We start from the raw sequence: 23,365 nt of genomic DNA, 5'->3' as shown, positions 1-23,365 counted from the left end.
TTGAAGGATCCCTCTCCGGCGGTTTCCCGCCTACTTCAGGAAGTCGGGGACATCCAGGTCGTCGTTGGTGGCCGAGAGATCCGGCTCAACGATGGCAGGGAGTTCCTCGAAGCCCGGCTCGGCCGTGGCAACCGCCGCGCGAACTTCCTCGCGCGCCGTCGCCGGCGCCGCCGCGGGGGCCGCGGGTGCCGCTGCCGGGGCCGCGGGGGCGTTGCGGACCGCGGGCTGCAGGGTCTGCGGGGCGCTGGTGGCGTCGACCTGGTCGAAGCCGGCGGCGATCACAGTCACGCGTGCCTCGTCTCCCAGGGCGTCGTCGATGACGGCACCGAAGATGATGTTGGCTTCCGGGTGTGCGACTTCCTGGACGAGGCGTGCGGCCTCGTTGATCTCGAACAGGCCGAGGTCCGAGCCGCCCTGGATGGACAGCAGGACGCCGTGGGCGCCGTCGATGGAGGCTTCCAGCAGCGGGGAGGCGATGGCGAGCTCGGCGGCCTTGACCGCGCGATCCTCGCCGCGTGCCGAGCCGATGCCCATGAGTGCCGAGCCTGCTCCCTGCATGACCGACTTGACGTCGGCGAAGTCGAGGTTGATCAGGCCCGGGGTGGTGATCAGGTCGGTGATGCCCTGGACGCCGGAAAGCAGCACCTGGTCGGCCTGGCGGAATGCGTCCAGGACCGAGACGTTGCGGTCGGAGATCGAGAGCAGCCGGTCGTTGGGGATGACGATGAGGGTGTCGACCTCGTCGCGCAGCGCCTCGATGCCGTTGTCGGCGCTGGTGGCGCGGCGGCGGCCCTCGAAGGTGAACGGACGGGTGACCACGCCAATGGTCAGCGCGCCGAGTCCGCGGGCGATGCGGGCGATGACGGGTGCGCCACCGGTGCCGGTGCCGCCGCCTTCGCCGGCGGTCACGAAGACCATGTCGGCCCCGCGCAGCACTTCCTCGATTTCCTCCGCGTGGTCCTCGGCTGCCTGGCGCCCCACGTCGGGGTTGGCGCCGGCGCCCAGGCCACGGGTGAGTTCGCGGCCCACATCGAGCTTGACGTCGGCATCGCTCATGAGCAATGCCTGCGCATCCGTGTTGATTGCAATAAATTCGACGCCTCGCAGGCCAACTTCGATCATGCGGTTGACGGCGTTGACGCCGCCACCGCCGATGCCGACGACCTTGATGACGGCGAGGTAGTTCTGTGGAGCTGCCACGTCCTGATTCCCTTGTTCGATGTGCTGCTGACCGAGGAAGCTCAACCGGACCAACGTTAACCCTCAACTCGAAGGTTATAGTTATGTCAAGCAACCGCTGTTAAAACGCTATGTTTCGTGGTTCGTACATGCAACGACCAAGGCAGCGTGTCGCCCCTAAGTCGTTGTTTTTTCTTGTAATTACGCCTTTGGCGGGCCGTTAACGGGCCACCGGGTGCTGCGGGCTGGAAATGTCGTACACCTTGATCGGTGCCTTCTTGTCCTTCGGGGCCCCCAGAAGTGCTTCAAGAACCTTTGTCTTGAGCGCCGAATCCTGGTCGTTGCCCCAAATCACCAGTGTCCCGTCGTTGAGCTTGAGCTCGACAAAGTCCTTGCTGGTGGCCGTTGCATGATCCACGGTCGCCAACAGCTTATCCGGTAGTTCTGAGAGAACCCGCGTGAGCATCGAAAACACCTTGGGATCCTTGGTCACTTTCGAGGAGCGGATGGTCGGAAGCTTCTGTTTGTCCTTGGCTCCCAGCTTCGCCAAGAGCTGCCCGTCGGGGCCCACCAGCGAACGCTGCTTGCCCTCGAGCAGCACCGCCACCGGAACGAATTCCACGATCTGGACCTGCAGCGTGTTGTTCGCCTCGGCCTGCACGATCGCGTCCTTCACCGCCGGCTCCCCCGCCAGCAGCTCCATGACGGTCCCGGTCCCGACCCGCGAGAGCGGGACCCCGTGCAGCGGCTCGAGGGCCTGCTGGATCTTCTTCTCGCTGACCAGCTCGTTGCCCGAGACGGTGATCGACCTGATGGCCAGGATCGGGGAAAACGTCAGCACCAGCACCAGGGCCACGACCAGCGCGGCAACCACCGCTCCGCCGATGAGCCAGCGTTTCCGGGCACGCACCGCGGGGTCCTGCGGCAGGTCCAAGACGTTCGAATCCCCCGGCCTCGACCCGGTGTTGCCCCGCATCAGCTGCCCGGGCGTTCTTCCAGGGCGGCCAGGATGGCGCTGCCCTGCTCGGTGACGTCCCCGGCACCGATGGTCATCACAACGTCCCCGGCCTTCGCGGCCGCGGCCAGCACCCCGGCGGCCTGGCCCATGGACACCAGCCCGCCTGCGGTGTTCAGCTCGCGGGTCACCAATTCGCTGGTCACCCCGGGAATCGGGCTTTCGCGCGCCGGGTAGATCTCCAGCACGTACGCCGAATCGGCCAGCGAGAGCGCAGCGGCGAACTCACGGTGGAATTCCCTGGTGCGGGAGAACAGGTGCGGCTGGAACAACACGTGGACCGCCCCGTCGCCGGCCACGGCACGGGCAGCACGCAGCGCCGCCAGCACCTCGGTGGGGTGGTGGGCGTAGTCGTCATAGACCCGCACCCCGGCGGCCTCGCCGCGGAAGTCGAAGCGGCGCGCCGCGCCGGTGAAGGCGCCGAGCCCGGCCACCGCGACCTCGGGATCCAGCCCGCAGTCCAGGCCCACGGCGAAGCCCGCGGCGGCGTTGAGCAGGTTGTGGTTCCCCGGCAGGGCAAGCTCCAGCTCGGCGGATTCCCCGGCACCCCATTCCAGGGTGCAGGCGAAACGCTGTCCGCGCGGGTGTGCATCGGCCAGGCGGCGGTCGGCATCCTCGGAGAAGCCGTAGGTCTGCACCCGCAGGTCCGGGCGCTCGCGGCGCATCCGCACGGCCAGGGCCAGAGATCCGGGGTCGTCGGCGCAGCAGATCAGCAGCCCGCCATCGGGCAGCAGGGACGCGAAATCGTAAAACGCCTGGTGCACGGCCTCCACGGAACCGTAGTGGTCCAGGTGGTCGGCCTCGATGTTGGTGATCACCGCGACGTCCGGGGAGTAGTTCAGGAACGAGGCATCGGATTCGTCGGCCTCGGCCACGAACACCCGGCCCTGCCCGTACTCGGCGTTGAACCCCAGCGAGCCGATGTTCGCCCCGACGGCGAAGGTCGGGGAGATCCCGGCCTCGCGCAGCATGAAGGCGATCAGCGAGGTCGTGGTGGTCTTTCCGTGGGTGCCGGCCACGGTGATGACCCGGTGCCCCTCCATGGTGGCGGCCAGGCCCTGGGATCGGTGCAGGATGCGCAGCCCGCGGGCCACCGCCTCGTCGTACTCCGGGTTCCCGGCCTTGATGATCGAGGAGATGACCACGGTGTCGGCGTCGCCAAGGTTCTCGGCGGCGTAGCCCACGCAGATCCGCGCCCCGGCGTCGCGCAGGTCGTCCAGGACCGGCAGCTCCTTGGCGTCGGTTCCCGAGACGTTCAGGCCGCGGGCCAGCATCAACCTGGCCACCGCGGAGACCCCGACGCCGCCGATGCCCATCAGGTGGACGTTGCCGAGGTTCTCGAGTGTATGTAGTTCCTGCATGTCCCTTAGCTTCCCGTGGTGGTTGGTGGCGGCGTCGTGCGGCCCAGGCCCTGGCGGATCATCGCTGCCATGACCGCGGCCGCTTCGGCCTTGCCCTGCGTCTTGGCGGCAGCCCCCATGGCGGCCAACGCGTCGGCGTCGGCCAGCAGCGGCAGCAGCGTGTTGGCCAGGTACGAGGTGGTGAACTGCGCGTCCTCCACCAGCAGCGCTCCCCCGGCGGCGACCAGGTCCGCGGCGTTCAGGCGCTGCTCCCCGTTGCCGATGGGCAGCGGGACCAGCACCGAGGGGGTCCCGGCCACCGCGAGCTCGCACACCGTGCCGGCACCCGAGCGGGCGACGATCAGGTCGGCGGCGGCGTAGGCCTGGTCCATGGAGTCCACGTACTCGACCTGCCGGTACCCCTCGGCGGCCAACGGCTCGCCCGCGGCATCGAGCACCGCCTTGCCGCGGCCGGTGATGTGCAGCACCTGCACCCCGGCGCGCGCCAGCAGCGGCAGCGACGCGGCGATGGTGGCGTTGATCGAGGCGGCCCCGGAGGAGCCCCCGGTGACCACCAATGCCGGTGCGTCCCCGGTGAAGCCCAGGGCCGCACGGGCCGCATCGCGCTGCGCGTCGCGGTCCATGGTGGCCACGAAGCCGCGCATCGGCATGCCAACGACCTTGGCACCGGGCAGCCCGGTGCCGCTGAATGCGGTCCCGATGCCGGCGGCGTAGCGGGCACCGACCTTGTTGGCCAGCCCGGCCCGGGCGTTGGCCTCGTGGATGAAGATCGGCAGCTTGCGCTTGCGTGCCGCGAGGTACACCGGGGTGCACACGTAGCCGCCAACCCCGAGCACGGCCCGGGCACCGGTGTCATCCAGGATCTTCCCGGCGGCCTTGATCGCGGCCATGAAGCGGAAGGGCAGCTTGAGCAGGTCCAGGGAGGGACGTCGCGGCATGGGCACCTTGGCGATGGTGCGCAGCTCGTAGCCGGCCTCGGGGACCAGCCTGGTTTCCAGGCCGTCGGCGGTTCCCACCGCGGTGACGGCGGTGTCCGGATCCGCCAGGCGCAGGGCGTCGGCGATCGCGATCATGGGGGTGATGTGTCCGGCCGTGCCGCCGCCGGCGACCACCACGGCAAAGGTGTCAGTCATGGGCAAGGTGTGCTGCTTTCGAAGGTGTGGGAAGTGGTTTCAGCGTTCGGCCCGCGCCCTGGCCAGCAGGGCCGCCAGCCCGCGCGGGGTTCCGGCCGGCTGCAGCCGAACGCGTTGTTCCCGGGCAAAGGACAGTACCACCCCGACGCCCAGGAATGCGGCAAGCAGGGCCGAGCCGCCGGAGGAGATGAAGGGAAGCGGGACGCCGATCACCGGGAGCAGGCCGGTGACCATCCCGATGTTGATGAACGCCTGCCCGATGAGCCAGGCCATGATGCCGCTGATGGCCACCCGCCCGAAGATGGTCCCGGTACGCACCGCAATCCGGTACATGGCCACCGCCAGCATCGCATAGAGCACGATCACGAAAATGGTGCCCAGCAGGCCCAGTTCCTCGCCGAGCACCGCGAAGATGAAGTCGTTCTGCGCCTCGGGGATGTGGGACCACTTCTGCCGGGACTGGCCGAGCCCGACGCCGAACCAGCCTCCGGAAGCCAGGGCGAACAGCCCCTGCTGGGCCTGGTAGCAGTAGTCGTTCAGGTCCCCGCAGGCAATGCCCAGCCAGGCCAGGATGCGGCCCATGCGGTTGGGCGCCACCAGCACCATGACCAGGATCCCCACCACGCCCAGCAGTCCTGCCAGCACGAAGAGCCTGGCCTTGGCGCCGCCGACGAACATCACCACGGCCAGGATCAGCAGCAGGATCAGCGCTGTGCCCAGGTCGTGGCCCAGCAGCACCAGCCCGACCACCAGCAGCCCGAAGGGCACCAGCAGCGGGATGACGGCGTGTTTCCAGTGGTCCATCAGGTTGGCCTTGCGTTCGACCACCCATGCGCCCCACAGGGCCAGGGCGACCTTGGCGAACTCCGAGGGCTGGATGGAGAAGGAACCGATGTAGATCCAGTTCTTGTTGCCGTAGATCTCCGTGCCGAAGGCCAGCACGGCCAGCAGCAGCACCGCGGCGACGCCCAGCGCCGGCCAGGCCAGCTTCTTGAGGGTCCGCAGCGGCAGCATCTGCATGCCGACCATGGCCGCGACCCCGAGGATCGCCCACATCGACTGCCGGGAGAAGTCGCCGAAGGCCGATTTGTTCCGGGCGATGGCCTCCACCGAAGAGGAGGAAAGCACCATGATCAGGCCCATGAAGGTCAGCGCCAACGTGGTGCCCAGCACGACGTAGTAGTTGATCTGGGCGCCACGCAGCGAGGGGTCCTCGAGGCGGGTGAACCAGGCGGAGGGCCCGCGTGGTTCCCGTCCCCGGCCACGCGCCGGGCCCGGGGTGCCTGACTTGGCGCCCTTGCCGCGTGGGGTCCGGGAATTGCCGCTCACGGTGGCTCCTTACTTGCTTGTCTCCCCCATGAGCGCACGGACCGCGTCGATGAAGGCATTGCCGCGTTGTGCGTATGAGGTGAATTGGTCCATTGAGGCGGCTGCAGGTGCCATGAGCACGGTGTCCCCGGGCTCGGCGATCCCGGCCGCCTCCTTGACGGCCTGGGCCATCACGGCCCAGCCGGCTGCCGAGCCGGTGGTTCCTGCTGCGCTCTCCCGTTCAGTTTTGCGCACCCCGGGCCCAATCACCGGCACCAGTGGTGCGTGTCGTTCAAGGGCTTCGCGCAGCCCGGCGGTGTCGGTGCCGATCAGCACCACCGCCTTGAGCCGCGCGGCGTGTGCCGAGACCAGTTCGTCGTATTCCACGCCCTTGGACAGGCCGCCCGCGATCCAGATGACCGAGGTGAAGGCGCCCAGCGAGGCGTTGGCGGCGTGCGGGTTGGTGGCCTTGGAATCGTTGATCCACAGCACGTCGTCGCGGCGGGCCACGGCCTGGATGCGGTGGTCCCCCGCGTCGAAGCCGGCCAGGCCCCTGGCCACCGCGGCGGGTTCGACCCCGTAGGCGCGGGCCAGCGCGGCAGCGGCCGCGGCGTTGGCGGCGGTGTGCCGGGGTACGACCTCGCCGATGTCCTTCAGCGCGATGAGTTCGGCCGCCGAGTTCCTGCGGTCCTCCAGGAAGGCGCGGTCCACCAAGAGGTCCTCGACCACCCCGACCATGCTCACCGACGGGACCCCGGTGGTGAAGCCGATGGCGCGGCAGCCCTCGATCACGTCGGCGTTCTCGACCATGGCCTCCACGACGCGCTCCTCGGCGTTGTAGATCGCCGCGACCCGGGTGCGCTCGTAGATCTTGGCCTTGTCGGCCTTGTAGTTCTCGAATCCGCCGTGCCAGTCCACGTGGTCCTCGGCGATGTTCAGCACCACGGAGGCCAGCGGGGAGATGGTGTGGGTGAAGTGCAGCTGGAAGGAGGAGAGCTCCACGGCGATCACGTCGAAGCCCTCCGGGTCCCGGATCGCGTCCAGGATCGGGGTGCCGACGTTGCCGGCGGCGATCGCGCGCAGCCCGGCGGCCTTGAAGATCGCCTCGGCCATCCCCACCGTGGTGGTCTTGCCGTTGGTCCCGGTGATGACCACCCATTCGGCGAGCTTGCGGCCCTCCTTTTCGCGCACGCGCCAGGCCAGTTCCACGTCCCCCCAGATCTCGATCCCGGCTTCGGCGGCCGCGGCGAGCATGGGTTGGCGCGGGTTCCAGCCCGGGGAGGCGATGAGCAGCTGCGGGGCCGCCCCGTCGATGAGCGGCAGCGCGTCGGTGTGTGCGGCGCCCAGCAGCACGTCGGTGGCCCCGACGATCTTCAGGGTCTCGGCGCGCGAGCGGTTCACCTCGGTGTCGGCACCGTCGATGACCACGACCTTGGCGCCGAGTTCGATCAGCGTGTCGGCGGCGGAGAAGCCGGAAAGGCCCAGGCCCGCCACGACCACGCGCAGCCCCGCCCAGTCCGATTCCCAGCGGACCAGGTTCCCAAGATTGGCAGGTGTCACAGTCCAACGACCCATTCGGAGTAGAAGATGCCCAGTCCGGCGGCCACGAAGAGCCCGCCGAGGATCCAGAAGCGGACCACCACGTTCTCCTCGGCCCAGCCGGAGAGCTCGAAGTGGTGCTGCAGCGGCGCCATCTTGAACACGCGCTTGCCGCCCGAGAGCTTGAAGAACCCGACCTGGATGATCACCGAGAGGGTGACCATCACGAACAGCCCGGCCAGCACGACCAGCAGGACCTGGGTGCGGGAGAGGATGGCGAAGGCCGCCACGGCGCCGCCGATGGCCAGCGACCCGGTGTCGCCCATGAAGATCTTTGCCGGCTTCGCGTTCCACCAGAGGAACCCGATCAACGCGCCGCAGAGGATCGCGCCGAGCAGTGCCAGGTCCATGGGGTCGCGCACGGTGTAGCAGACGTTGGCTGCCTCGTGCAGGGCACAGGCCTGGTTCTGCTGCCAGATCCCGATGATGGTGTACGCGCCGAAGACCATGATGGACACGCCGGTGGCCAGCCCGTCCAGGCCGTCGGTGAGGTTCACGCCGTTGGTGGCGGCGGTGACGATCAGGTTGGACCAGACCACGAACAGCACCAGCCCCAGGACCGGGCCGGCGAAGGCCAGATCGATATTGGTGTCGCGCAGGAAGGAGATCGCGGTCGAGGCCGGGGTCAGCCCCTTCTCGTTGGGGAAGTTCAGCGCCAGCACGGCGAAGCCGATGCCCACTGCCGCCTGGAGCACGATCTTTTCCCAGGCACGCAGGCCCAGCGAGCGTTTCTTGGCGATCTTGATGAAGTCGTCGAGGAACCCGACCACGCCCATCCCGCCAAAGAGCAGCAGCAGCAGCAGCCCGCTGGAAGTCACCCCCGACGAGGGCCGGCCCATCAGGGACAGCAGACCGTGGGTGGCGAAGTAGCTGAGGACCACCGCGGCGATGATCACGACCCCGCCCATGGTGGGGGTGCCGGACTTGGTGGCGTGCGAGGTCGGTCCGTCGTCGCGGACCACCTGGCCGTATTGCCGGCGCTTGAGCATGCGGATGAACAATGGCATGGTGACCATCGTGAAGATCAAGGCGATGCCTGATCCCATGATTAGAGCAATCACAGTGCGGTGCCCTCCTTTGCGGCGGGTGCGCCGTTGTTGGTTCCGGCAATCTGGTCGCCCAGGTGCCGCAGGCCCGCGCCGTTGGAGGACTTGAACAGCACGATGTCCCCCGGGAGCAGGTTTTCGTTCAGGATGCGGGTGGCGGCCTTGGCGTCCTCGGCGTAGTACGCCTCGTCGCCCCAGCTGCCCTCGAGCACGGCGGAGTTGTAGGCCGCCTTGGCGCCGATTCCCACGACCAGGAGTTTCTTGATGTTCATGCGCACCGCGGCGCGGCCCAGGAGATCGTGTTCGTGGATGGAGTCGGAGCCCAGTTCGAGCATCTCCCCCAGTACCGCCCAGGTGCGGCGGGCCTGGCCGGCCGCGTTGGGCAGGCCGAGTTCGGCCAGGGTGACCAGGGCGGCACGCATGGAGTCCGGGTTGGCGTTGTAGGCGTCGTTGATGATGCTCACCCCGTCGGGGCGTTCGATGCGTTCCATGCGCCAGCGGCTGGTCGGGCCCAGGCCCTGCAACACCGCGGCGATCCTCGCCGGGGCCAGGCCAAGGTATTCGGCCACGGCCGCGGCGGCAAGCAGGTTGGCCACGTGGTGGCGCCCGATGAGCCCGGAGGCGATCGGGTGCTCGGTGGCATCGGCGGCCACGAGGGTGAAGACGGGGTGGCCGTGTTCGTCGACCTCAAGGTCCCGGGCCCAGACGCCGGCGGCGTCCTGCGCGCTCCGCTGGACCCCGAAGGGCAGCACCGGCGCGGTGGTGCGGGTGTGCATGGCCGCGACCAGGTTGTCGTCGTGGTTCAGCACCGCGAGCCCGGTGGCTGGCAGTGCCTCGACCATTTCGCCCTTGGCCTTGGCGATGTTCTCGACTCCGCCGAATTCCCCGGCGTGGGCCGAGCCGACGCCCAGGACGACCCCGACCTCGGGGTGGACCATGTCGGTGAGGTAGGTGATGTGGCCGATGCCGGTGGCACCCATCTCCACGATCAGGTACCTGGTTTCGGCGGTGGCCCGGAAGACGGTCAGCGGGACGCCGACCTCGCCGTTGTAGGAGCCCACCGGGGCAACGGTCGGTCCGAGTTCGCCCAGCAGCGCGGCGAGCAGGTCCTTGGTGGTGGTCTTGCCGGCCGAACCGGTGATGCCCACCACGCGCAGCCCGTTGGCGGCCCTGAGGCGTGCCACGATGGCCGCGGCGATCCGTCCCATGGCCAGCACGGCGTCGGGGACGATGATCGCCGGGTGGACGGTGCCGTCCGGCCCGAAGGTTTCGCGCTCGGCCAGGGCCAGCACCGCACCCTGCTTGAGGGCGGCGTCGATGAAGTGGTGTCCGTCGGAGGACTCCCCCGGCTTGGCCACGAAGAGCCATCCGGTTTCACAGGCACGCGAGTCGGTGTCGACCCCGAGGACGGGTGTGTCGGCGCTGGCCGAGGAGGTGAGTCGCCCGCCGGTGATTTCGGCGATTTCGGCGGAAAGTAGTTCAATCATGGCAAGTAGGACTTTACCCTTCATCCGCGGGATCGAAGGAATCGGAAGCCGGTTCCAGGGGGTGGAAGCCGTTGGCGAGCAATGCCCGGCGCAGCTCCCGCCGGTCGTCGAGTTCCAGGTTCACGCCCATGACTTCCTGGAAGACCTCGTGGCCGCGTCCGGCGACCAGAATGGTGTCGTGTATCCCCGCCATCGCCGCCGCGGCGGCAATTGCGGCCGCCCGCGGATGGATCTCGTGGACCTCGGATCCAAGCCCGTTGGCGAGGATCTCGGCCCGCGCGCCGGCGGCCACCGCTTCGCGGATCCGGGCCGGGTCCTCGGAGTGCGGGTCGTCGTCAGTGACAATGACCACGTCCGCGTGTCTGGCGGCCACTGCGCCCATGATCGGGCGCTTGGTCGCGTCGCGTTCGCCGGTGGCCCCGAAGACCACGATGACCTTGGAACCTGGTTCGGTGGAGCGCACCGATCCCAGGGCCCTGGCCAGGGCGTCGGGGTTGTGGGCAAAGTCGACGATTGCGGCCGGGGATTCGGCGATGACCTGCATCCGGCCGGGCACCTGGACGGTCAGCGGGTTGGCGGCATCCAGGGCTGCCTGCAGCTGCCCCAATTCGACCCCGGAGGCCAGGACCATCACCACGGCCAATGCGGCGTTGGAGACGTTGAAGTCCCCCGGCAGGCCGGTGACCGCGGTGATCACCTGTTCCTCGGGGCCGTGCAGCTCGAAGCGGTGCCCCAGGCCGGCCGGGAGCACGTTGACCACGACCCAGTCCGCGTCGGTGCCGGTGCCGGTGGTGGCCAGGGTCCAGACCTCGGCCGTGGCCTGGGCGGCCATGGCACGCCCCCACTCGTCATCCACGGTGAGAACAGCCAGGTCGCTGCGTTCCAGGTCGAAGAGCGCGGCCTTGGTCGCAAAGTATTCCTGCATGCTGCCATGCAGATCCAGGTGGTCCTGGGTGAGGTTGGTGAAGCCGGAGACCGCGAAGCGCAGGCCGTCGACCCGCCGGTAGGACAGGGAATGGGAGGAAACCTCCATGGTGGCGGAGGTGACTCCCAGTTCCCGCATGCGGGCCATCAGGCCGTGCAGCTGCGGGGCCTCGGGGGTGGTGAGGATGCTGGGGATCGGGGTCTGCCCGGCGGATATCTCGATGGTGCCCACCAGTCCGGTTTCCCGGCCCAGTGCCCGGAGCACCGAGCGGATCATGTAGCTGGTGGTGGTCTTCCCGTTGGTTCCGGTCAGCCCGAACAGCTCGGGACAGTCCTCGTCGGTCCCGTAGACGAGCGCGGCCAGTTCCCCGACGACCTCGCGCACATCCCCGGCCAGCAGCACCGGCAGGCCCAACGCCGAGGCGGCGGCTTCGCCCTCGATGTCGGTGAGGACCGCGGCGGCACCGGCCTGCGCGGCGGCGGCGGCAAATTGCGCCCCGTGGAAGCGGGCCCCGGGCACGGCGACGTAGAGGTCCCCGGGCAGCACGGCGCGGGAGTCCAGGCAGATGCCGGTGACCTTCGCCTCGCCGTTTCCGATGATGTTTGCACCCCGCCCGGTTTCATGCAGGTATTCGAGCATGGCTCGCAGGGTGGTGGTGCGTTTTTTCAGCGGACGCAGCAGCGCTTCCGCCGCGCGGGGTGTGAGGGCTTCAGGCATTACCAGGATTTCTTTTGTTCGGATCCGATGAACACGTCGTACCCGTTGGGCTTCGAATTGCTCGGCGGAACGTTGTAGGCGTTCAGGGTCTTGCCCATGACTTCGCTGAAGGTGTCACCCACGGACCAGGACTTCCAGTCTCCCTTGGGGCGGTACATGGTGACCACGACGGCGATCTGGGGGTCGTCCAGCGGGGCTACCCCGGCGAACGAGTTGGTGTAGCCGTCGTAGCCGCCGTTTGGTCCGGCGGCCTGGCCGGTGCCCGACTTGCCGCCGACGCGGTAACCGGACACAGCCATCTTAGTGCCCGTTCCCTCCAAAACCACAGTCTCCATCATGCGCAGCATCTCCTTGGAGGTCTTCGCGGAAACGACGCGTTCGGACTTGGGCGCCGCGGGCTTCTCGATGGTGCCGTCGGGGTTGATGTAGGAATCGATCAGCGTGGGGTCGATGCGCACCCCGCCGTTGGCGACGGCCTGGGTGATCTGGGCGGTGTGCAGCGCGGTCTGGGTGTAGGCCTGGCCGAACATGGTCGCGTACTGCTGGCGCCGCTCCCAGTCCTGCGGCTTGGCCAGGATGCCCTGGCTGGCCCCGGACAGGCCGATGTTGATGGCCTTGCCGAGCCCGAACTTCTTCATGTACTTGTAGCGGGTCTCGTTGCTCATCTTGTTGCCGATCATGACCGTGCCGGTGTTGTACGAGCGGGCGAAGATGCCCGCTGCGGTCATGTCGTAGGTGGAGTGCTTCAACGAGTCGTTGATGGTTTCCTTGTTGATGGTGTACGCGTTGGGGACCTTGAAGGCGTCGGTGGGCTTGACCACACCCTCCTCGATGGCCGCGGCGAAGGTCGGCACCTTGCCGGTGGATCCCGGCTCGAAGGCCTGGGTGATGGAGGCCGAGCGGCGGAACGTGGCCTCTGTGGCGCTGGGGTCGTTGGGGTCAAGCTGGTTGGAGTCGCCGATGGCGATCAGCCGTCCGGTCTTGACCTCGCTGACGATCACCGAGACCCATTCGGCGTTGAACTGCTTTTGCTTCTTCAGCGCCTCTTCCTGGGCGATGAAGTTGATGTCCGCGTCCAGGGTCAGTTTCACGTCCTGCCCGTCGACCGCGGGAACCTCGGTGGTCTCGGCAACCGGGATCCGCACGCCGTCGGCGCCGACCTCGTAGGTCCGCGTTCCGGCGGTGCCGGTCAGGCGCTTGTCCTGGCTCATTTCCAGGCCCTCGGCGCCCTTGAGCGATTGCTGGTCGTCGGTGTTCATCACGAAGCCGAGCAGGGGTCCGGCCACCACCCCGTTGGGGTACTGGCGCTCGCTGCGCAGCTGTCCGGTCAGCGTGGGGATGCGCAGTTCCATGACCGAGTTGCGGACCTCGGGGGTCACTCCCTTGGCCACCACGGAGTAGGCGTTCTTCTTCGCCCCCGGATCGCCCACGATCGCGGTGCGCACGGTGTCGACGTCCTGGTCAAGGATCTGTGCCAGCTCGCCCACGGCCTGCTCGATGCCCACCGATTCCCGGGTGGTGCCTCCGGAGAGCTTCTTGCGCACGATGGGCTTGTCGGCATCGACCTTTCGCTGGTCGATGACCAGGTCGTAGCGATCTACGCTGGTGGCCAGGATCGTGCCCTTGGAATCCAGAATTTGCCCGCGCCTGGGTTGCGTTTCCTGGAAGCGGGTGCGATTGTCCACCGCTTCGGCGGCCACTGCCTTGGCGTTGAGCGACTGGACAAAGAACAGCCGTCCGCCGGTGAGCAGCAGCAACACCAGGGAGAGCACCACCACCATGCGCAGTCGCAGGTGGGTCGTTCCGGTGGTTGGGGATTTTTGTGGCATTCGGTCCTCAGCTCATACCGGGTGGGCGTGGTGGTGCGTATCGGGGCCCGGTGCGGCCCCGGTTCCGGGCGGGTGTTACTGTCCCGGGGTCTTCAGGCTTGGTGCGGGGATCGTCCCGCCATTGAGTTGGGCCGGGGAGAAGTCGGGGCGCGAGCCGTCTGCCGGCACCGGGGTCCGGGCGACGGTGGACTTCGGCGGCACCTCGGCGGCCACCGGGGGTTCGGTGGCGGTGTCCTTGGCCTCCGGTTCGGCGGCCTTGTCCGTTGCCGCGGTCTTGCTCTTGGCCTCGGTCGTGGTTGCGGGCTTGGCCGGGGTCTGCAGGATCCCGCTCTTGGCCCTGTTTTCGGCGCTGGGCTTTTCGGCCGCCGTGGCGGTCCCGGCGACCTTGCCGGTGTCCAGGTTGATGGCCGCGGGTGCGCCGGGCTTGACCATGCCCAGGTCTGCTGCCTTCTTGGCAACCACCTGGGGGGATCCCAGGTACAGCGCTTCCTGGCGCAAGGCCTCGTTTTCCTGGGACAGCGAACGTTCCTGCCCACGCAGGTCCACCGCGGTGTACTGGCCGTTGGCGATGTACACGTTGATCAGCAGCACCGCCACGACCGAGGCGATGACCAGGACGAAGATGGAGACGATGAACGGAACCCGCCGCTTGGCCCCGAGCGCGGGCACCACCGAGAGGGTGGTGCGGCGCTTGGCGGATGACTCCTCCGGGCGCGAGGCCGGTATGGGCTGCGGGGCATGGCTGAGCGCGTTGGCACCCTGTGTTGCGGGTAGCTCGATAACGCGAGAACGTACGCGGTTGGGTGTCCGGTTGCTCATACTCAGTTCCTCTTCAGGATGCGTTCCACGGCTCGCAGCTTCGCTGAGGCTGCTCGTGAGTTTTCGGCGATTTCTTGGTCGGTTGGCTTCTCGGTTCCTCGGGTGAGGACCTTGAACTGCGCCTTGTGTTCTTCAAGCTCCACGGGAAAACCCGCCGGAGCCGATGACTTGGATCCTGCGGCAAAGTGCCGCTTGGTGATCTTGTCTTCCAGCGAGTGGTAGCTCATCACCACAACCCGTCCCCCGACATGCAGGGCGCCCATGGCCGCGGGTATGGCCCGATCAAGCACGTCCAGTTCCTCGTTGACCTCGATGCGAAGCGCCTGGAAGGTCCGCTTGGCCGGGTGGCCACCGGTGCGTGCCGCTGCGGCCGGGACGACCGACCGGATGGCCGTCACCAGTTCCTCGGTGGTGCTGAAGGGCTTGGCCTTGCGCGCCTCGACGATTGCCGAGGCGATGCGTCCGGCGAACTTCTCTTCGCCCCACGCACGGATGATGCGCACGAGTTCGGTTTCGCTGTACTGGTTGACGATGTCTGCCGCCGTGGGGCCGCGCGAGGTATCCATGCGCATGTCAAGCGGGGCGTCATAGGAATAGGCGAAACCACGATCGCGCTCATCGAGCTGCAGGGAGGAAACCCCGAGGTCGAAGAGCACACCGTCGATTCCGTCGAACCCAAGGTCCTCGACGACATCGGCGATTTCGTCGTAGATCGCATGGACTAGGTCCGTGCGGTTCGCGAAGGGTTCCAACCGGGCACCGGCGAGGGCCAAGGCCTGCTCGTCGCGGTCAAGGCCGATCAAGTGGATATCCGGGAAGCGCCGGAGCAAGGCTTCCGAGTGGCCGCCCATCCCCAGGGTGCAGTCAACGACCACGGCACGGCCCCGTGCGGCGATTCCGGCTTCGATGCCAGGTGCCAAAAGCCCTACGCATCGATCGAGCAGTACTGGAACGTGGCGTTCCGAGGCGGGTCGCTCCGCGTTGCCGTCGATATTCACCGCTCCCCCTTTCGCGTGGGCAATGTGCCTCATCTGTTGGCTGAGACCAGATCCCCCTCCGACCCGTTGCTGCCCAGCCTGGCTCCGGGGAAGTGGAGCCAGGATGTGCGTGGCACGGGCGGCTGGAGATCTCGTCCAAGCCATTGGCCGGTTTTCAGTCACCGTATGGTGCCTAGAAACCCGGAAGTACTTCGTCATCCGTTTCGGAGAACGCATTCTCCTGTTCTTCGAGGTAGGCATTCCACGCTGTGGAATCCCAAATCTCTACCCGGTTTCCCGCGCCGATCACTGTGACCTCACGGTCCAGCCCCGCATATGAACGAAGCATGGACGGAATCGTGACCCGTCCCTGCTTGTCCGGCAATTCGTCCGAAGCACCGGAGAGGAAAACACGCGCATAGTCCCTGGCTTGGCGTGAGGAGATCGGAGCTTGGCTCATTTGCTCATGCTGCTTCTCGAATTCACGCTGGCTAAAGACGTAGATGCAGCGCTCCTGGCCACGAGTCAGAACCAAACCATTGGCTAATTCGTCACGATATTTGGCCGGGAGGATTAATCGCCCCTTCTCGTCCAGGCGCGGTGTATACGTTCCTAGGAACACACAGACCGCCTCCCGGTTGAAAGAAGCAACTTGCCCCATTCCCCTCTATTTCGCTCCACTTTACTCCACAAGCCTCCACTGTCAACGACCATTTCGACATTCTGAGATGAAAAGAGAACGAAAAGTGTTGATTTTCCGCGGCATTCCGGCATGTGGCCGAGGTGGAGGGATTTGGATTCAGACCAAACTCCCAGAAAGCAAGGTGTGACGGGACGCACATGACCGGTTCTGGAAATTCGCGGATTCACAAGGGACTTCAGAACGCGGACGCGGTAAGGCAGGGGGAGGTGCCGGCGGCGGTGGGGGCAAGTGGAGGGAATTGGGCAGCCCGCGCCCGCGTGTGGGATCCACAGCCGGAATAAAAATTACGGCGATTGGGCATACTCGGCGCGTCGCCGTGTCGCGCGCCCGGAGCGGTGCGGGCCTTGTCTGCCGGGGACTGACCGGGGGCGAGCGCCAGCGGTCCATCCCGACTGCATGGGCCGCATGCCCGCAAGCGGAGGGTCCAGACCTTAAAAGGCAAAGGCTCCGCACATGTTGCGGAGCCTTGGCTGGAGTGTGCGGCGGCGGAGTGTCAGGCCTCCGGGCCGCCGGTCAGAAGTGTCCTACGAGGAACCGTGCTCGTCACGCTTGCGCTGTTCCCACCTGTTTTCGAGATCGCTCATGAATCCAGATTTCTGGGGGTTCTTGCCCGCGCCGGGCACGCTGCCCTTCTTGGAGCCGCCCTTGCGCGAAAGGGCCAGATACACGCCACCAAACATGATGATGAATCCCAACACGCCCACGATGATCAGTTGGCTTGAAACGCCATAGATCAGCACCCCAAGCCCCACGATGCCGATCAAAGCACCCAAGGCAAGATTGCGCGTTGAGTAGTTCCCCGCCGTCGACGCGGATTTCATCGTCGACGCGAAGCGATGGTCTTCATGTAGCTGCTTTTCCAGCTGCTCCAGAAGACGTTGCTCATGCTCGGAAAGTGGCATCGTCTCTTCCCCTTCACTTCACGGTCCCGGCTCTCGCCTTTACCTACTTGAACGTAATACGCCTTGGCAATGTTCCCGGCCGATACGGCTAGCCAACTTCTACTTCCAGAATAGTCCCGAATCTTGCTAATAAGGTAGTCAGGATTCAACTCGCAGCAGACTCACGGCGAATGTGTCAAGAAGGTTGGTCCGGTTTTTTCTCTCTTTGCCCACGTTCGAGCAGTGAGGCCGGGCGAAGCGCCCCGGCCGGGAACCTGGAACGGATCAAATCCATCGTTGCCTCGGTTTGCCGCCAGTTGTCGTCTCGCGGATCGATACTCAATTGCATCCCGCCGCCGGCGTCAGCCAGCCTCTCCGCCCGGATACCCACAAGGCGCACGGCTTGGGGCCGCCGGCCAAGCTTCTCAAAAAGTCCTTCCGCGGCCGAGACCAGGTCGCCGGCCGCGTTGCTGGGAAAGGGTAGTGTCCGGCTTCGCGAGAGCGTCGAAAAATCGCTGTAGCGCAGCTTCAGGGCCACGACGCCCGCCACTTTTTCGGCCTCGCGCAGCCGCGTGGCCACGCGATGGCCAAGGTGGAGTATTTCGCGGCGCAATGCTTCGTCATCCCAGATATCGATGGCGAAGGTCTCCTCGGCGCCGATACTTTTTTCCTCGCGCTCGGTCTCCACGGACCGGTCGTCCCGCCCCCAGGCCAGGTTGTACAGGTGGATTCCAGTGGCTCCCAGCCGGCGGCTGAGTGTGTTCTGCGGTGTCTGGGCCAGCTGGGCCACCGTGGTGATCCCCATCTCCCGCAGCACCAACGCGGTTTTGGCCCCCACGCCCCACAGCGCACCCACCGGCAGGGTGTGCAGGTAGGCCAAAGTCTGCTCGGGGCGGATCACCAACATGCCATCGGGCTTGGCGCGGGTGGAGGCCACCTTGGCCACGAACTTCGAGGCGGCAATGCCCACGCTTGCGGGCAACCCCAGTTCGGTGCGCAGCCGTGCGCGAATCATCTCGCCGATCTCCTCCGGAGGCCCCAGGCGCCGGATGCTTCCGGTCACGTCCAGGAAGGCCTCGTCCACGCTGAGCTGTTCCACCAGCGGCGTGACCTGGTGGAAAATCTCCATGATCCTGGCGGAGTAGGCGGAATACAGCCCCTGCGTCGGCGGGATCACCACAGCGCGCGGGGCCATCCTCATGGCCACGGCCATCGGCATGGCCGATTTCACTCCCAGTGCCCTGCATTCATAAGACGCCGAGAGCACCACGGAGCGCTCCCCCGGATGACCGACAATCACTTGTTTCCCTGCCAGCTCGGGGCGCGTGAGCAGCTCGACGGACACGAAAAAGGCATCCATGTCGACATGCAATATCGCGCGCACCTTGCCTTGGGCCATGCAGTGAAGTCTAGCCAACGACTCCGACAATCCAGCGGGCGGCAACCGCACGGCTAGAGTTAAGGAAACACCACGTTGCGCAACCTATGGATGGGAATCATGACACTTTATGCTGCGGACACCTCCGACCCCGAAAAGGCACGGGACCTCTCCGCAGACTTCTCGGAACGGCTCGAGACCTTGCTCTCGGAATTCCTTGCAGAACAACATGAAGCCATCTCGGACATCGCCCCGGCGGCGGCGGAAATCGTCACCGCGATCGACGAGCTGACACGCGGCGGCAAGCGCCTGCGTCCGCTGTTTGCCTTCTGGGGGTATCTGGGGGCCGGCGGCGATGCCCAGGCCACCGACATCGTGCAGGCCGGCGCCGCACTGGAACTCTTCCAGGCCGCGGCCCTGATCCATGACGACCTCATCGACCGCTCCGACACCCGCCGCGGCCAGCCCAGCATGCACCGGCGCTTCGAGTCCCTGCACCGCGCCTCGGGCTGGCACAGGGACGCCTCGCGCTTTGGCGAGGCCGCCTCGATCCTCGCCGGGGACCTGTGTCTTTCGCTGAGCGAGCAGCTCTTCGCCACCATCCAGCCGCTGGTGCCCGAGGCCCGCACCATCTTTGACCGCATGCGCGCGCAGGTCATGGCCGGCCAATACCTTGATGTCCTGGAGGAGTCTGCCGGGCCCGCCTACGGGCCCGCCGAAGCGGTCAAGCGCGCACGCACCATCGTGCGCTACAAGTCAGCCAAGTACTCGGTGGAAAATCCCACGCTGCTCGGCGGCGCGCTGGCCGGGGCTTCGTCAGACCTGCTGGAGCAGTATTCCCGGTTTGCCCTGCCGCTGGGAGAGGCCTTCCAGTTGCGCGACGACGTCCTGGGCGTCTTTGGCGATCCGGCGATCACCGGCAAGCCGGCCGGCGACGACCTGCGCGAAGGCAAGCGCACCGAGATCATCGCGCACGCACTGACCCTTGCCTCGCCGGCGGACCAGGAGTTCATCCAGTCGCGCCTGGGTGCCGACGACCTGCGCGCGGACGAGGTCACCCGCATGAGTGCGTTGTTGGAGTCGTGCGGGGCGCTGGCGGCCACCGAGGCCTCCATCGCCGAGCTCTCCGAGCAGGGCCTGGCCGCCCTGGACCGGCTCACCGTCACCCCGCTGGCACGCCACGGGCTGCGCACCTTGGGCCTGGCGGCAATTCGCCGGACCTCGTAGGAGCAGGCAGGCACGAGAAAAGCGACGGCCCCCATCCCCGGATCATCCGGGTGGGGGCCGTCGCTTCTTGGTCGAGTTCGGGGCTATGCACCGGGCAGGTGCAACACGGTGCCTGCTACCAGCTCAACGCCTGGGCGCGGCGGCGGATCTCGGTCTTGCGTCCGGCGCGCAGTGCATCCATGGGCGTGCCGTTCAGGGATTCGTCGGGGGTGAAAAGCCACACCAGCAGTTCCTCGTCCTCGTAGCCGGAGTCAACGAGCACCGAGATGGTGCCCTTGAGGCTCTCGACAATACCCCCGTCCAGCACGAAGGCGGCGGGTACGCTGCGGATGTTTCGCTTGCCCACGCGCACGGCAATGATGGCGCGTTCGTCGATCAGGCTATGGACCCTTTTGATGGAAACGTCCAGCGCTTCGGCAAGGTCGGGCAGGGGCAGCCAGTCGGCCACTAGGTTCTCAAGATTGCTCACCATTCCAGCGTGCCACATCCTTGGATGGTTCAGGGGCCATATGAATGTTTTCTTCGTGGGATCTTTCACAAATTCCACTCTGTGGTGTAAATTCACATTAGTCACACCTGCACCATGAGTCACAACACGCACATGGGCCACAACCCACGTGCGTTCTTTTGCGACCGAACGATTCGTCCTTGCCCCAACCTAAAGGATCGCTCCATGTCCCTTGCACATAACAATCGCGTCAGAGCCATTGGCAGCGCCGTAGCCACGGTCGCAATCCCTGCAGTTGTCCTTGGTTCCCTCGCACTCCCGGCCGAGGCAGCACCGCTGCCCACCCGCGATGCCCTGGCACCCAAGGCCGCCACCCCGGCCATGGTCAAGGCAGCCGAGGCACGAATCAGCGCCCACCTGGTGGCCTCCCACGTTCCCGGCTCGGTGATTCCCCTGGCCAAGAAGAGCGGCACCGTCACCGTCAAGCAGAACGACACGCTTTCGCACATCTCCGTGCGCACCGGGGTCTCGGTTTCCGAACTCAAGAAGATCAACAAGCTTTCCTCCGACCTGATCAAGCCCGGAGACGTGCTGCGCCTGGGCGGCAGCGACGCACGCGCCGCATCCCCCAAGGCCTCCACGAACAACGCACGCACTTCCGCCAAGCCGGCACAGACCTACAAGGTCGCCGACGGCGACGTCATGGGTGCGATCGCCAAGAAGCTTGGCGTGTCCCTGGACGAGGTGCGCGACTCCGCCGGCAACCCCGCCAAGGACACCATCTATGTCGGCCAGGTGCTGCACTTCGGATCCAAGGGCTCTTCGTCCCCGTCCAAGTCCGCGCCCAAGGGCAACAGCACCTCCGCGCACGGAACCTACACCGTGAAGTCGGGCGACACCCCCTCGATGATCGCCATCCGGCACAACATGTCGGTCTCCGCCTTCATGGCGCTGAACAACCTGTCCAACGGCGACATCATCCGGCCGGGCGACAAGCTGAAGATCAGCGGCGCCCCGAGCGCGCCGGCCGCACCGTCGTCCCCCAAGGCATCGGCCGCACCCAAGGCCCAATCCGGCGGCTCCAGCTACACCGTGGTTTCCGGCGACACCCTGGGACACATTGCATTGAAGACCGGGACCCCGCTGAACACCATCCTGCGCCTGAACCCGTCGGTGAGCTACTCCACGGTCCTGCAGATCGGGCGGACGCTGAAGGTCAACGGCAACGGCACCTCCGCACCGAAATCCTCCTCGGACGTGAACCCGACCAGCTCGAAGCCGCTGGTGGGCAACACGTTCCTGGGCCGCACCTACAAGTCGGACGTGGTCGGTTCGGCAAACGACAACAAGCGCGAGCTGCTCTCCCGCAACCTGCCCTCCCCTGCGGCCATGCAGGCCATGGTGGCCAGCACCGCCCGCCAGATGGGCGTCGATCCCTCCCTGGCCCAGGCCCATGCCTTCCAGGAGTCCGGCTTCAGGATGAACGCTGTCTCCCCGGCAAACGCCGTGGGCGTCATGCAGGTCATCCCCGCGGCCGGGGAATGGGCTTCGGGACTGGTCGGGCGCAAGCTCGACCTGCTGGACCCGCAGGACAACGTCACCGCCGGTGTCGCGATCATCCGCGCGCACCAGCGCTCGGCACCGTCGGTCGAGCTGGGCATCGCCTACTACTACCAGGGCGCGGCCGGAGTGAAGCGCAACGGCATGTATGCGGACACCAAGACCTACGTCGCCAGCATCCTGGCACACCGCAAGAAGTTCTAGGCACTCCTTCGCACCACGCAGACAGGTGGGGCCCGGTTCCTTTCCAGGAACCGGGCCCCACCTGGTTGTCGTGGGCTTGCCTGCCTGGCCCTAGCGCCGGGCGGCGACCGGCAACTCGATCACGACCCGGGTCCCGGGTCCCGAGCGGTCCTCCCAGTGGATGTTCCCGCTCAGTTCGCTGGTGACCAGGGTGCGCACGATCTGCAACCCCAGGCCCTCGGTGCGCGGGCCATCGGGCAGCCCCACCCCGTCGTCGGAAACGGCCACGCGCAGGATGTCCTCCCCCACTGCGTTGCGCTTGCGTTCGGCGGCCAGCTGGACGGTGCCGTCGCGCTCGGCCAGCCCGTGCTCCACGGCGTTGGTGACCAGCTCGTTGATGACCAGCGAGAGCGGTGTTGCCAGCTCCGCCGGCAGGTGCCCGAAGGCCCCGGTCTTTTCGGTCATCACCTTCTGCCCGGGCGAGGCGATTTCCACGATCATCCGGAACTGGCGGTCGATGAGCTCGTCGAAGTCCACGTTCTCGCTCAGGCCCTGCGAGAGGGTCTCGTGCACCGCCGCGATGGTGGCGACCCGGCGCATGGCCTGGTCCAGGCCCGCCCGGCCCTCCTCGGACTTCATCCGGCGCGATTGCATGCGCAGCAGCGCCGCAACGGTCTGCAGGTTGTTCTTCACCCGGTGGTGGATCTCCCGGATGGTGGCGTCCTTGGACACCAGCTCCTTTTCGCGGCGGCGCAGCTCGCTCACATCGCGGCACAGCACCAGGGCGCCGTAGCGTCCCTTGGCGTTGCGCAGCGGGATCGCGCGCAGCGACAGCGTCACGCCCATCGACTCGATCTCGGTGCGCCAGGGCATCTTCCCCGAGACCACCAGGGGCAGCGCCTCGTCGGTCAGCCGGCGGTCCTTGACCAGGGACATCGTCGCCTCGGAGAGCGAGACGCCCTCCAGGGTCGCCGCGGCCCCCAGCCGGCGGTAGGCCGAGACGGCGTTGGGGCTGGCGTACTGCACCACCGCGTCGGCATCCAGCCGGATGAAGCCGTCCCCCACGCGCGGGGCGCCGCGCCGGGAACCGGTGGGCGTGGCGAAGTCCGGCCACAGCCCTCGGGTGCACATGCGCAGCAAGTCCTCGGCGCATTGCCGGTAGGTCAGCTCCAGCCGCGAGGGCAGGCGCGAGCCGGAAAGGTCGAAGTGCACCGAAAGCACCGCCAGGGTGCGCCCGTTGCGGACCAGCGGCACGGCCTCGATGAGCATCGAGTGCTCACCGGGCCGCACCGTGCCCGCGTCCGAACGCACGATGTCCTGGGTCTGCCAGGCCTGCTCGACCAGCGGCTTGAGGTCCTTGCGGATCCGCTCCCCGACGAAGTCCGTGTGGAACACGGTGTGCGAGGTGGAGGGACGCACATGGGCCAAAGCCTTGTACGTCCCCTCCGGGACCGGGAACCACAACACCAAGTCGGCAAAGGCCAAGTCGGCGATGAGTTGCCAGTCCCCCACCAACAGGTGGATCCAATCCTCATCCCCCGGACCAAAGTCCGCGCCCTGGCGTAGCTGGTCCGTGAAGATGGCCATGGA

General features: G+C 66.8%; 19 protein-coding genes. 2 read left to right on the top strand and 17 right to left on the bottom strand.

The window, feature by feature from the left end; translation table 11 throughout:
• Nucleotides 1–30: 30 nt before the first annotated feature.
• From ftsZ to dinB, 15 genes are all read right to left on the bottom strand, one after another.
• Nucleotides 31–1,200 carry a cell division protein FtsZ gene (gene ftsZ / locus DQ353_RS00950; RefSeq protein WP_113760925.1) on the bottom strand — a complete coding sequence of 390 codons (1,170 nt, stop codon included), beginning with the start codon at nt 1,198–1,200 and terminating at the stop codon, nt 31–33.
• Between the two features lie 199 nt (nt 1,201–1,399).
• The gene (locus DQ353_RS00945; protein ID WP_113760924.1) at nt 1,400–2,155 is read right to left on the bottom strand and encodes a cell division protein FtsQ/DivIB; all 756 of its coding nucleotides are present in this window, start codon (nt 2,153–2,155) and stop codon (nt 1,400–1,402) included.
• Nucleotides 2,155–3,555, bottom strand: coding sequence for a UDP-N-acetylmuramate--L-alanine ligase (gene murC / locus DQ353_RS00940; protein ID WP_113760923.1), 1,401 nt, complete (start codon nt 3,553–3,555; stop codon nt 2,155–2,157). The genes DQ353_RS00945 and murC overlap by 1 nt, the downstream gene beginning before the upstream one ends.
• Nucleotides 3,556–3,560: 5 nt before the next feature.
• On the bottom strand, nt 3,561–4,688 hold the full coding sequence (murG, locus tag DQ353_RS00935; RefSeq protein ID WP_113760922.1) for an undecaprenyldiphospho-muramoylpentapeptide beta-N-acetylglucosaminyltransferase: 1,128 nt from the start codon (nt 4,686–4,688) through the stop codon (nt 3,561–3,563).
• A gap of 39 nt (nt 4,689–4,727) precedes the next feature.
• Nucleotides 4,728–6,017, bottom strand: a complete 1,290-nt coding sequence (gene ftsW / locus DQ353_RS00930) for a putative lipid II flippase FtsW (protein WP_113760921.1) — start codon at nt 6,015–6,017, stop codon at nt 4,728–4,730.
• A 9-nt stretch (nt 6,018–6,026) separates the two neighbouring features.
• Nucleotides 6,027–7,571, bottom strand: coding sequence for a UDP-N-acetylmuramoyl-L-alanine--D-glutamate ligase (gene murD / locus DQ353_RS00925; protein WP_113760920.1), 1,545 nt, complete (start codon nt 7,569–7,571; stop codon nt 6,027–6,029).
• Complete coding sequence (mraY, locus tag DQ353_RS00920) at nt 7,553–8,656, bottom strand: phospho-N-acetylmuramoyl-pentapeptide-transferase (RefSeq protein WP_113760919.1); 1,104 nt, start codon at nt 8,654–8,656, stop codon at nt 7,553–7,555. Before mraY ends, murD begins: the two co-directional genes overlap by 19 nt.
• Entirely contained in the window at nt 8,653–10,128 is a 1,476-nt protein-coding gene (locus DQ353_RS00915; RefSeq protein WP_113760918.1) for a UDP-N-acetylmuramoyl-tripeptide--D-alanyl-D-alanine ligase, read from the bottom strand. Before DQ353_RS00915 ends, mraY begins: the two co-directional genes overlap by 4 nt.
• Before the next feature lie 13 nt (nt 10,129–10,141).
• Nucleotides 10,142–11,770 carry a UDP-N-acetylmuramoyl-L-alanyl-D-glutamate--2,6-diaminopimelate ligase gene (locus DQ353_RS00910; protein WP_113760917.1) on the bottom strand — a complete coding sequence of 543 codons (1,629 nt, stop codon included), beginning with the start codon at nt 11,768–11,770 and terminating at the stop codon, nt 10,142–10,144.
• Entirely contained in the window at nt 11,770–13,599 is a 1,830-nt protein-coding gene (locus tag DQ353_RS00905) for a peptidoglycan D,D-transpeptidase FtsI family protein (protein WP_113760916.1), read from the bottom strand. The genes DQ353_RS00910 and DQ353_RS00905 overlap by 1 nt, the downstream gene beginning before the upstream one ends.
• Nucleotides 13,600–13,674: 75 nt before the next feature.
• Nucleotides 13,675–14,418 carry a cell division protein FtsL gene (gene ftsL, locus DQ353_RS00900; protein WP_113760915.1) on the bottom strand — a complete coding sequence of 248 codons (744 nt, stop codon included), beginning with the start codon at nt 14,416–14,418 and terminating at the stop codon, nt 13,675–13,677.
• A 2-nt stretch (nt 14,419–14,420) separates the two neighbouring features.
• Complete coding sequence (gene rsmH / locus DQ353_RS00895) at nt 14,421–15,449, bottom strand: 16S rRNA (cytosine(1402)-N(4))-methyltransferase RsmH (protein WP_113760914.1); 1,029 nt, start codon at nt 15,447–15,449, stop codon at nt 14,421–14,423.
• Between the two features lie 139 nt (nt 15,450–15,588).
• Nucleotides 15,589–16,017 carry a division/cell wall cluster transcriptional repressor MraZ gene (gene mraZ, locus DQ353_RS00890; RefSeq protein ID WP_113761226.1) on the bottom strand — a complete coding sequence of 143 codons (429 nt, stop codon included), beginning with the start codon at nt 16,015–16,017 and terminating at the stop codon, nt 15,589–15,591.
• Nucleotides 16,018–16,622: 605 nt separating this feature from the next.
• Nucleotides 16,623–17,000, bottom strand: a complete 378-nt coding sequence (locus DQ353_RS00885) for an SCO2097 family morphological protein (RefSeq protein ID WP_113760913.1) — start codon at nt 16,998–17,000, stop codon at nt 16,623–16,625.
• A gap of 175 nt (nt 17,001–17,175) precedes the next feature.
• A complete protein-coding gene (gene dinB / locus DQ353_RS00880) occupies nt 17,176–18,378 on the bottom strand; it encodes a DNA polymerase IV (RefSeq protein ID WP_113760912.1) in 1,203 nt (400 codons plus the stop codon).
• A gap of 99 nt (nt 18,379–18,477) precedes the next feature.
• Between dinB and DQ353_RS00875 the strand changes: the two genes are divergently transcribed.
• Nucleotides 18,478–19,584, top strand: coding sequence for a polyprenyl synthetase family protein (locus DQ353_RS00875; RefSeq protein WP_113761225.1), 1,107 nt, complete (start codon nt 18,478–18,480; stop codon nt 19,582–19,584).
• Between the two features lie 115 nt (nt 19,585–19,699).
• On the opposite strand, the gene DQ353_RS00870 is transcribed toward DQ353_RS00875, so the two are convergent.
• A complete protein-coding gene (locus DQ353_RS00870) occupies nt 19,700–20,056 on the bottom strand; it encodes an Rv2175c family DNA-binding protein (protein WP_181578184.1) in 357 nt (118 codons plus the stop codon).
• Between the two features lie 201 nt (nt 20,057–20,257).
• Here DQ353_RS00870 and DQ353_RS00865 point away from each other — a divergent pair, with 201 nt between their 5' ends.
• Nucleotides 20,258–21,796 carry a lytic transglycosylase domain-containing protein gene (locus tag DQ353_RS00865; RefSeq protein WP_181578183.1) on the top strand — a complete coding sequence of 513 codons (1,539 nt, stop codon included), beginning with the start codon at nt 20,258–20,260 and terminating at the stop codon, nt 21,794–21,796.
• Nucleotides 21,797–21,886: 90 nt separating this feature from the next.
• Here DQ353_RS00865 and DQ353_RS00860 read toward each other — a convergent pair whose 3' ends face one another.
• Entirely contained in the window at nt 21,887–23,362 is a 1,476-nt protein-coding gene (locus DQ353_RS00860) for a sensor histidine kinase (RefSeq protein WP_113760910.1), read from the bottom strand.
• Between the last annotated feature and the right edge of the window lie 3 nt (nt 23,363–23,365).

Origin of the sequence: Arthrobacter sp. AQ5-05, assembly GCF_003287975.1 — a bacterium.
In the GTDB taxonomy this organism is placed as follows: Bacteria; Actinomycetota; Actinomycetes; order Actinomycetales; family Micrococcaceae; genus Paeniglutamicibacter.
Note: the sequence above shows the minus strand (reverse complement) of the source record. Positions and strands in the feature narration are given on the sequence as shown.

Bases quoted from the DNA above. Each gene is read 5' to 3' on its own strand.
- DQ353_RS00945 (WP_113760924.1), bottom strand. From the start codon at position 2,155: ATGCGGGGCAACACCGGGTCGAGGCCGGGGGATTCGAACGTCTTGGAC.
- murC (WP_113760923.1), bottom strand. From the start codon at position 3,555: ATGCAGGAACTACATACACTCGAGAACCTCGGCAACGTCCACCTGATG.
- murG (WP_113760922.1), bottom strand. From the start codon at position 4,688: ATGACTGACACCTTTGCCGTGGTGGTCGCCGGCGGCGGCACGGCCGGA.
- murD (WP_113760920.1), bottom strand. From the start codon at position 7,571: ATGGGTCGTTGGACTGTGACACCTGCCAATCTTGGGAACCTGGTCCGC.
- DQ353_RS00915 (WP_113760918.1), bottom strand. From the start codon at position 10,128: ATGATTGAACTACTTTCCGCCGAAATCGCCGAAATCACCGGCGGGCGA.
- DQ353_RS00910 (WP_113760917.1), bottom strand. From the start codon at position 11,770: ATGCCTGAAGCCCTCACACCCCGCGCGGCGGAAGCGCTGCTGCGTCCG.
- DQ353_RS00905 (WP_113760916.1), bottom strand. From the start codon at position 13,599: ATGCCACAAAAATCCCCAACCACCGGAACGACCCACCTGCGACTGCGC.
- ftsL (WP_113760915.1), bottom strand. From the start codon at position 14,418: ATGAGCAACCGGACACCCAACCGCGTACGTTCTCGCGTTATCGAGCTA.
- rsmH (WP_113760914.1), bottom strand. From the start codon at position 15,449: ATGAGGCACATTGCCCACGCGAAAGGGGGAGCGGTGAATATCGACGGC.
- DQ353_RS00885 (WP_113760913.1), bottom strand. From the start codon at position 17,000: ATGCCACTTTCCGAGCATGAGCAACGTCTTCTGGAGCAGCTGGAAAAG.
- dinB (WP_113760912.1), bottom strand. From the start codon at position 18,378: ATGGCCCAAGGCAAGGTGCGCGCGATATTGCATGTCGACATGGATGCC.
- DQ353_RS00875 (WP_113761225.1), top strand. From the start codon at position 18,478: ATGACACTTTATGCTGCGGACACCTCCGACCCCGAAAAGGCACGGGAC.
- DQ353_RS00870 (WP_181578184.1), bottom strand. From the start codon at position 20,056: ATGGTGAGCAATCTTGAGAACCTAGTGGCCGACTGGCTGCCCCTGCCC.
- DQ353_RS00865 (WP_181578183.1), top strand. From the start codon at position 20,258: ATGTCCCTTGCACATAACAATCGCGTCAGAGCCATTGGCAGCGCCGTA.
- DQ353_RS00860 (WP_113760910.1), bottom strand. From the start codon at position 23,362: ATGGCCATCTTCACGGACCAGCTACGCCAGGGCGCGGACTTTGGTCCG.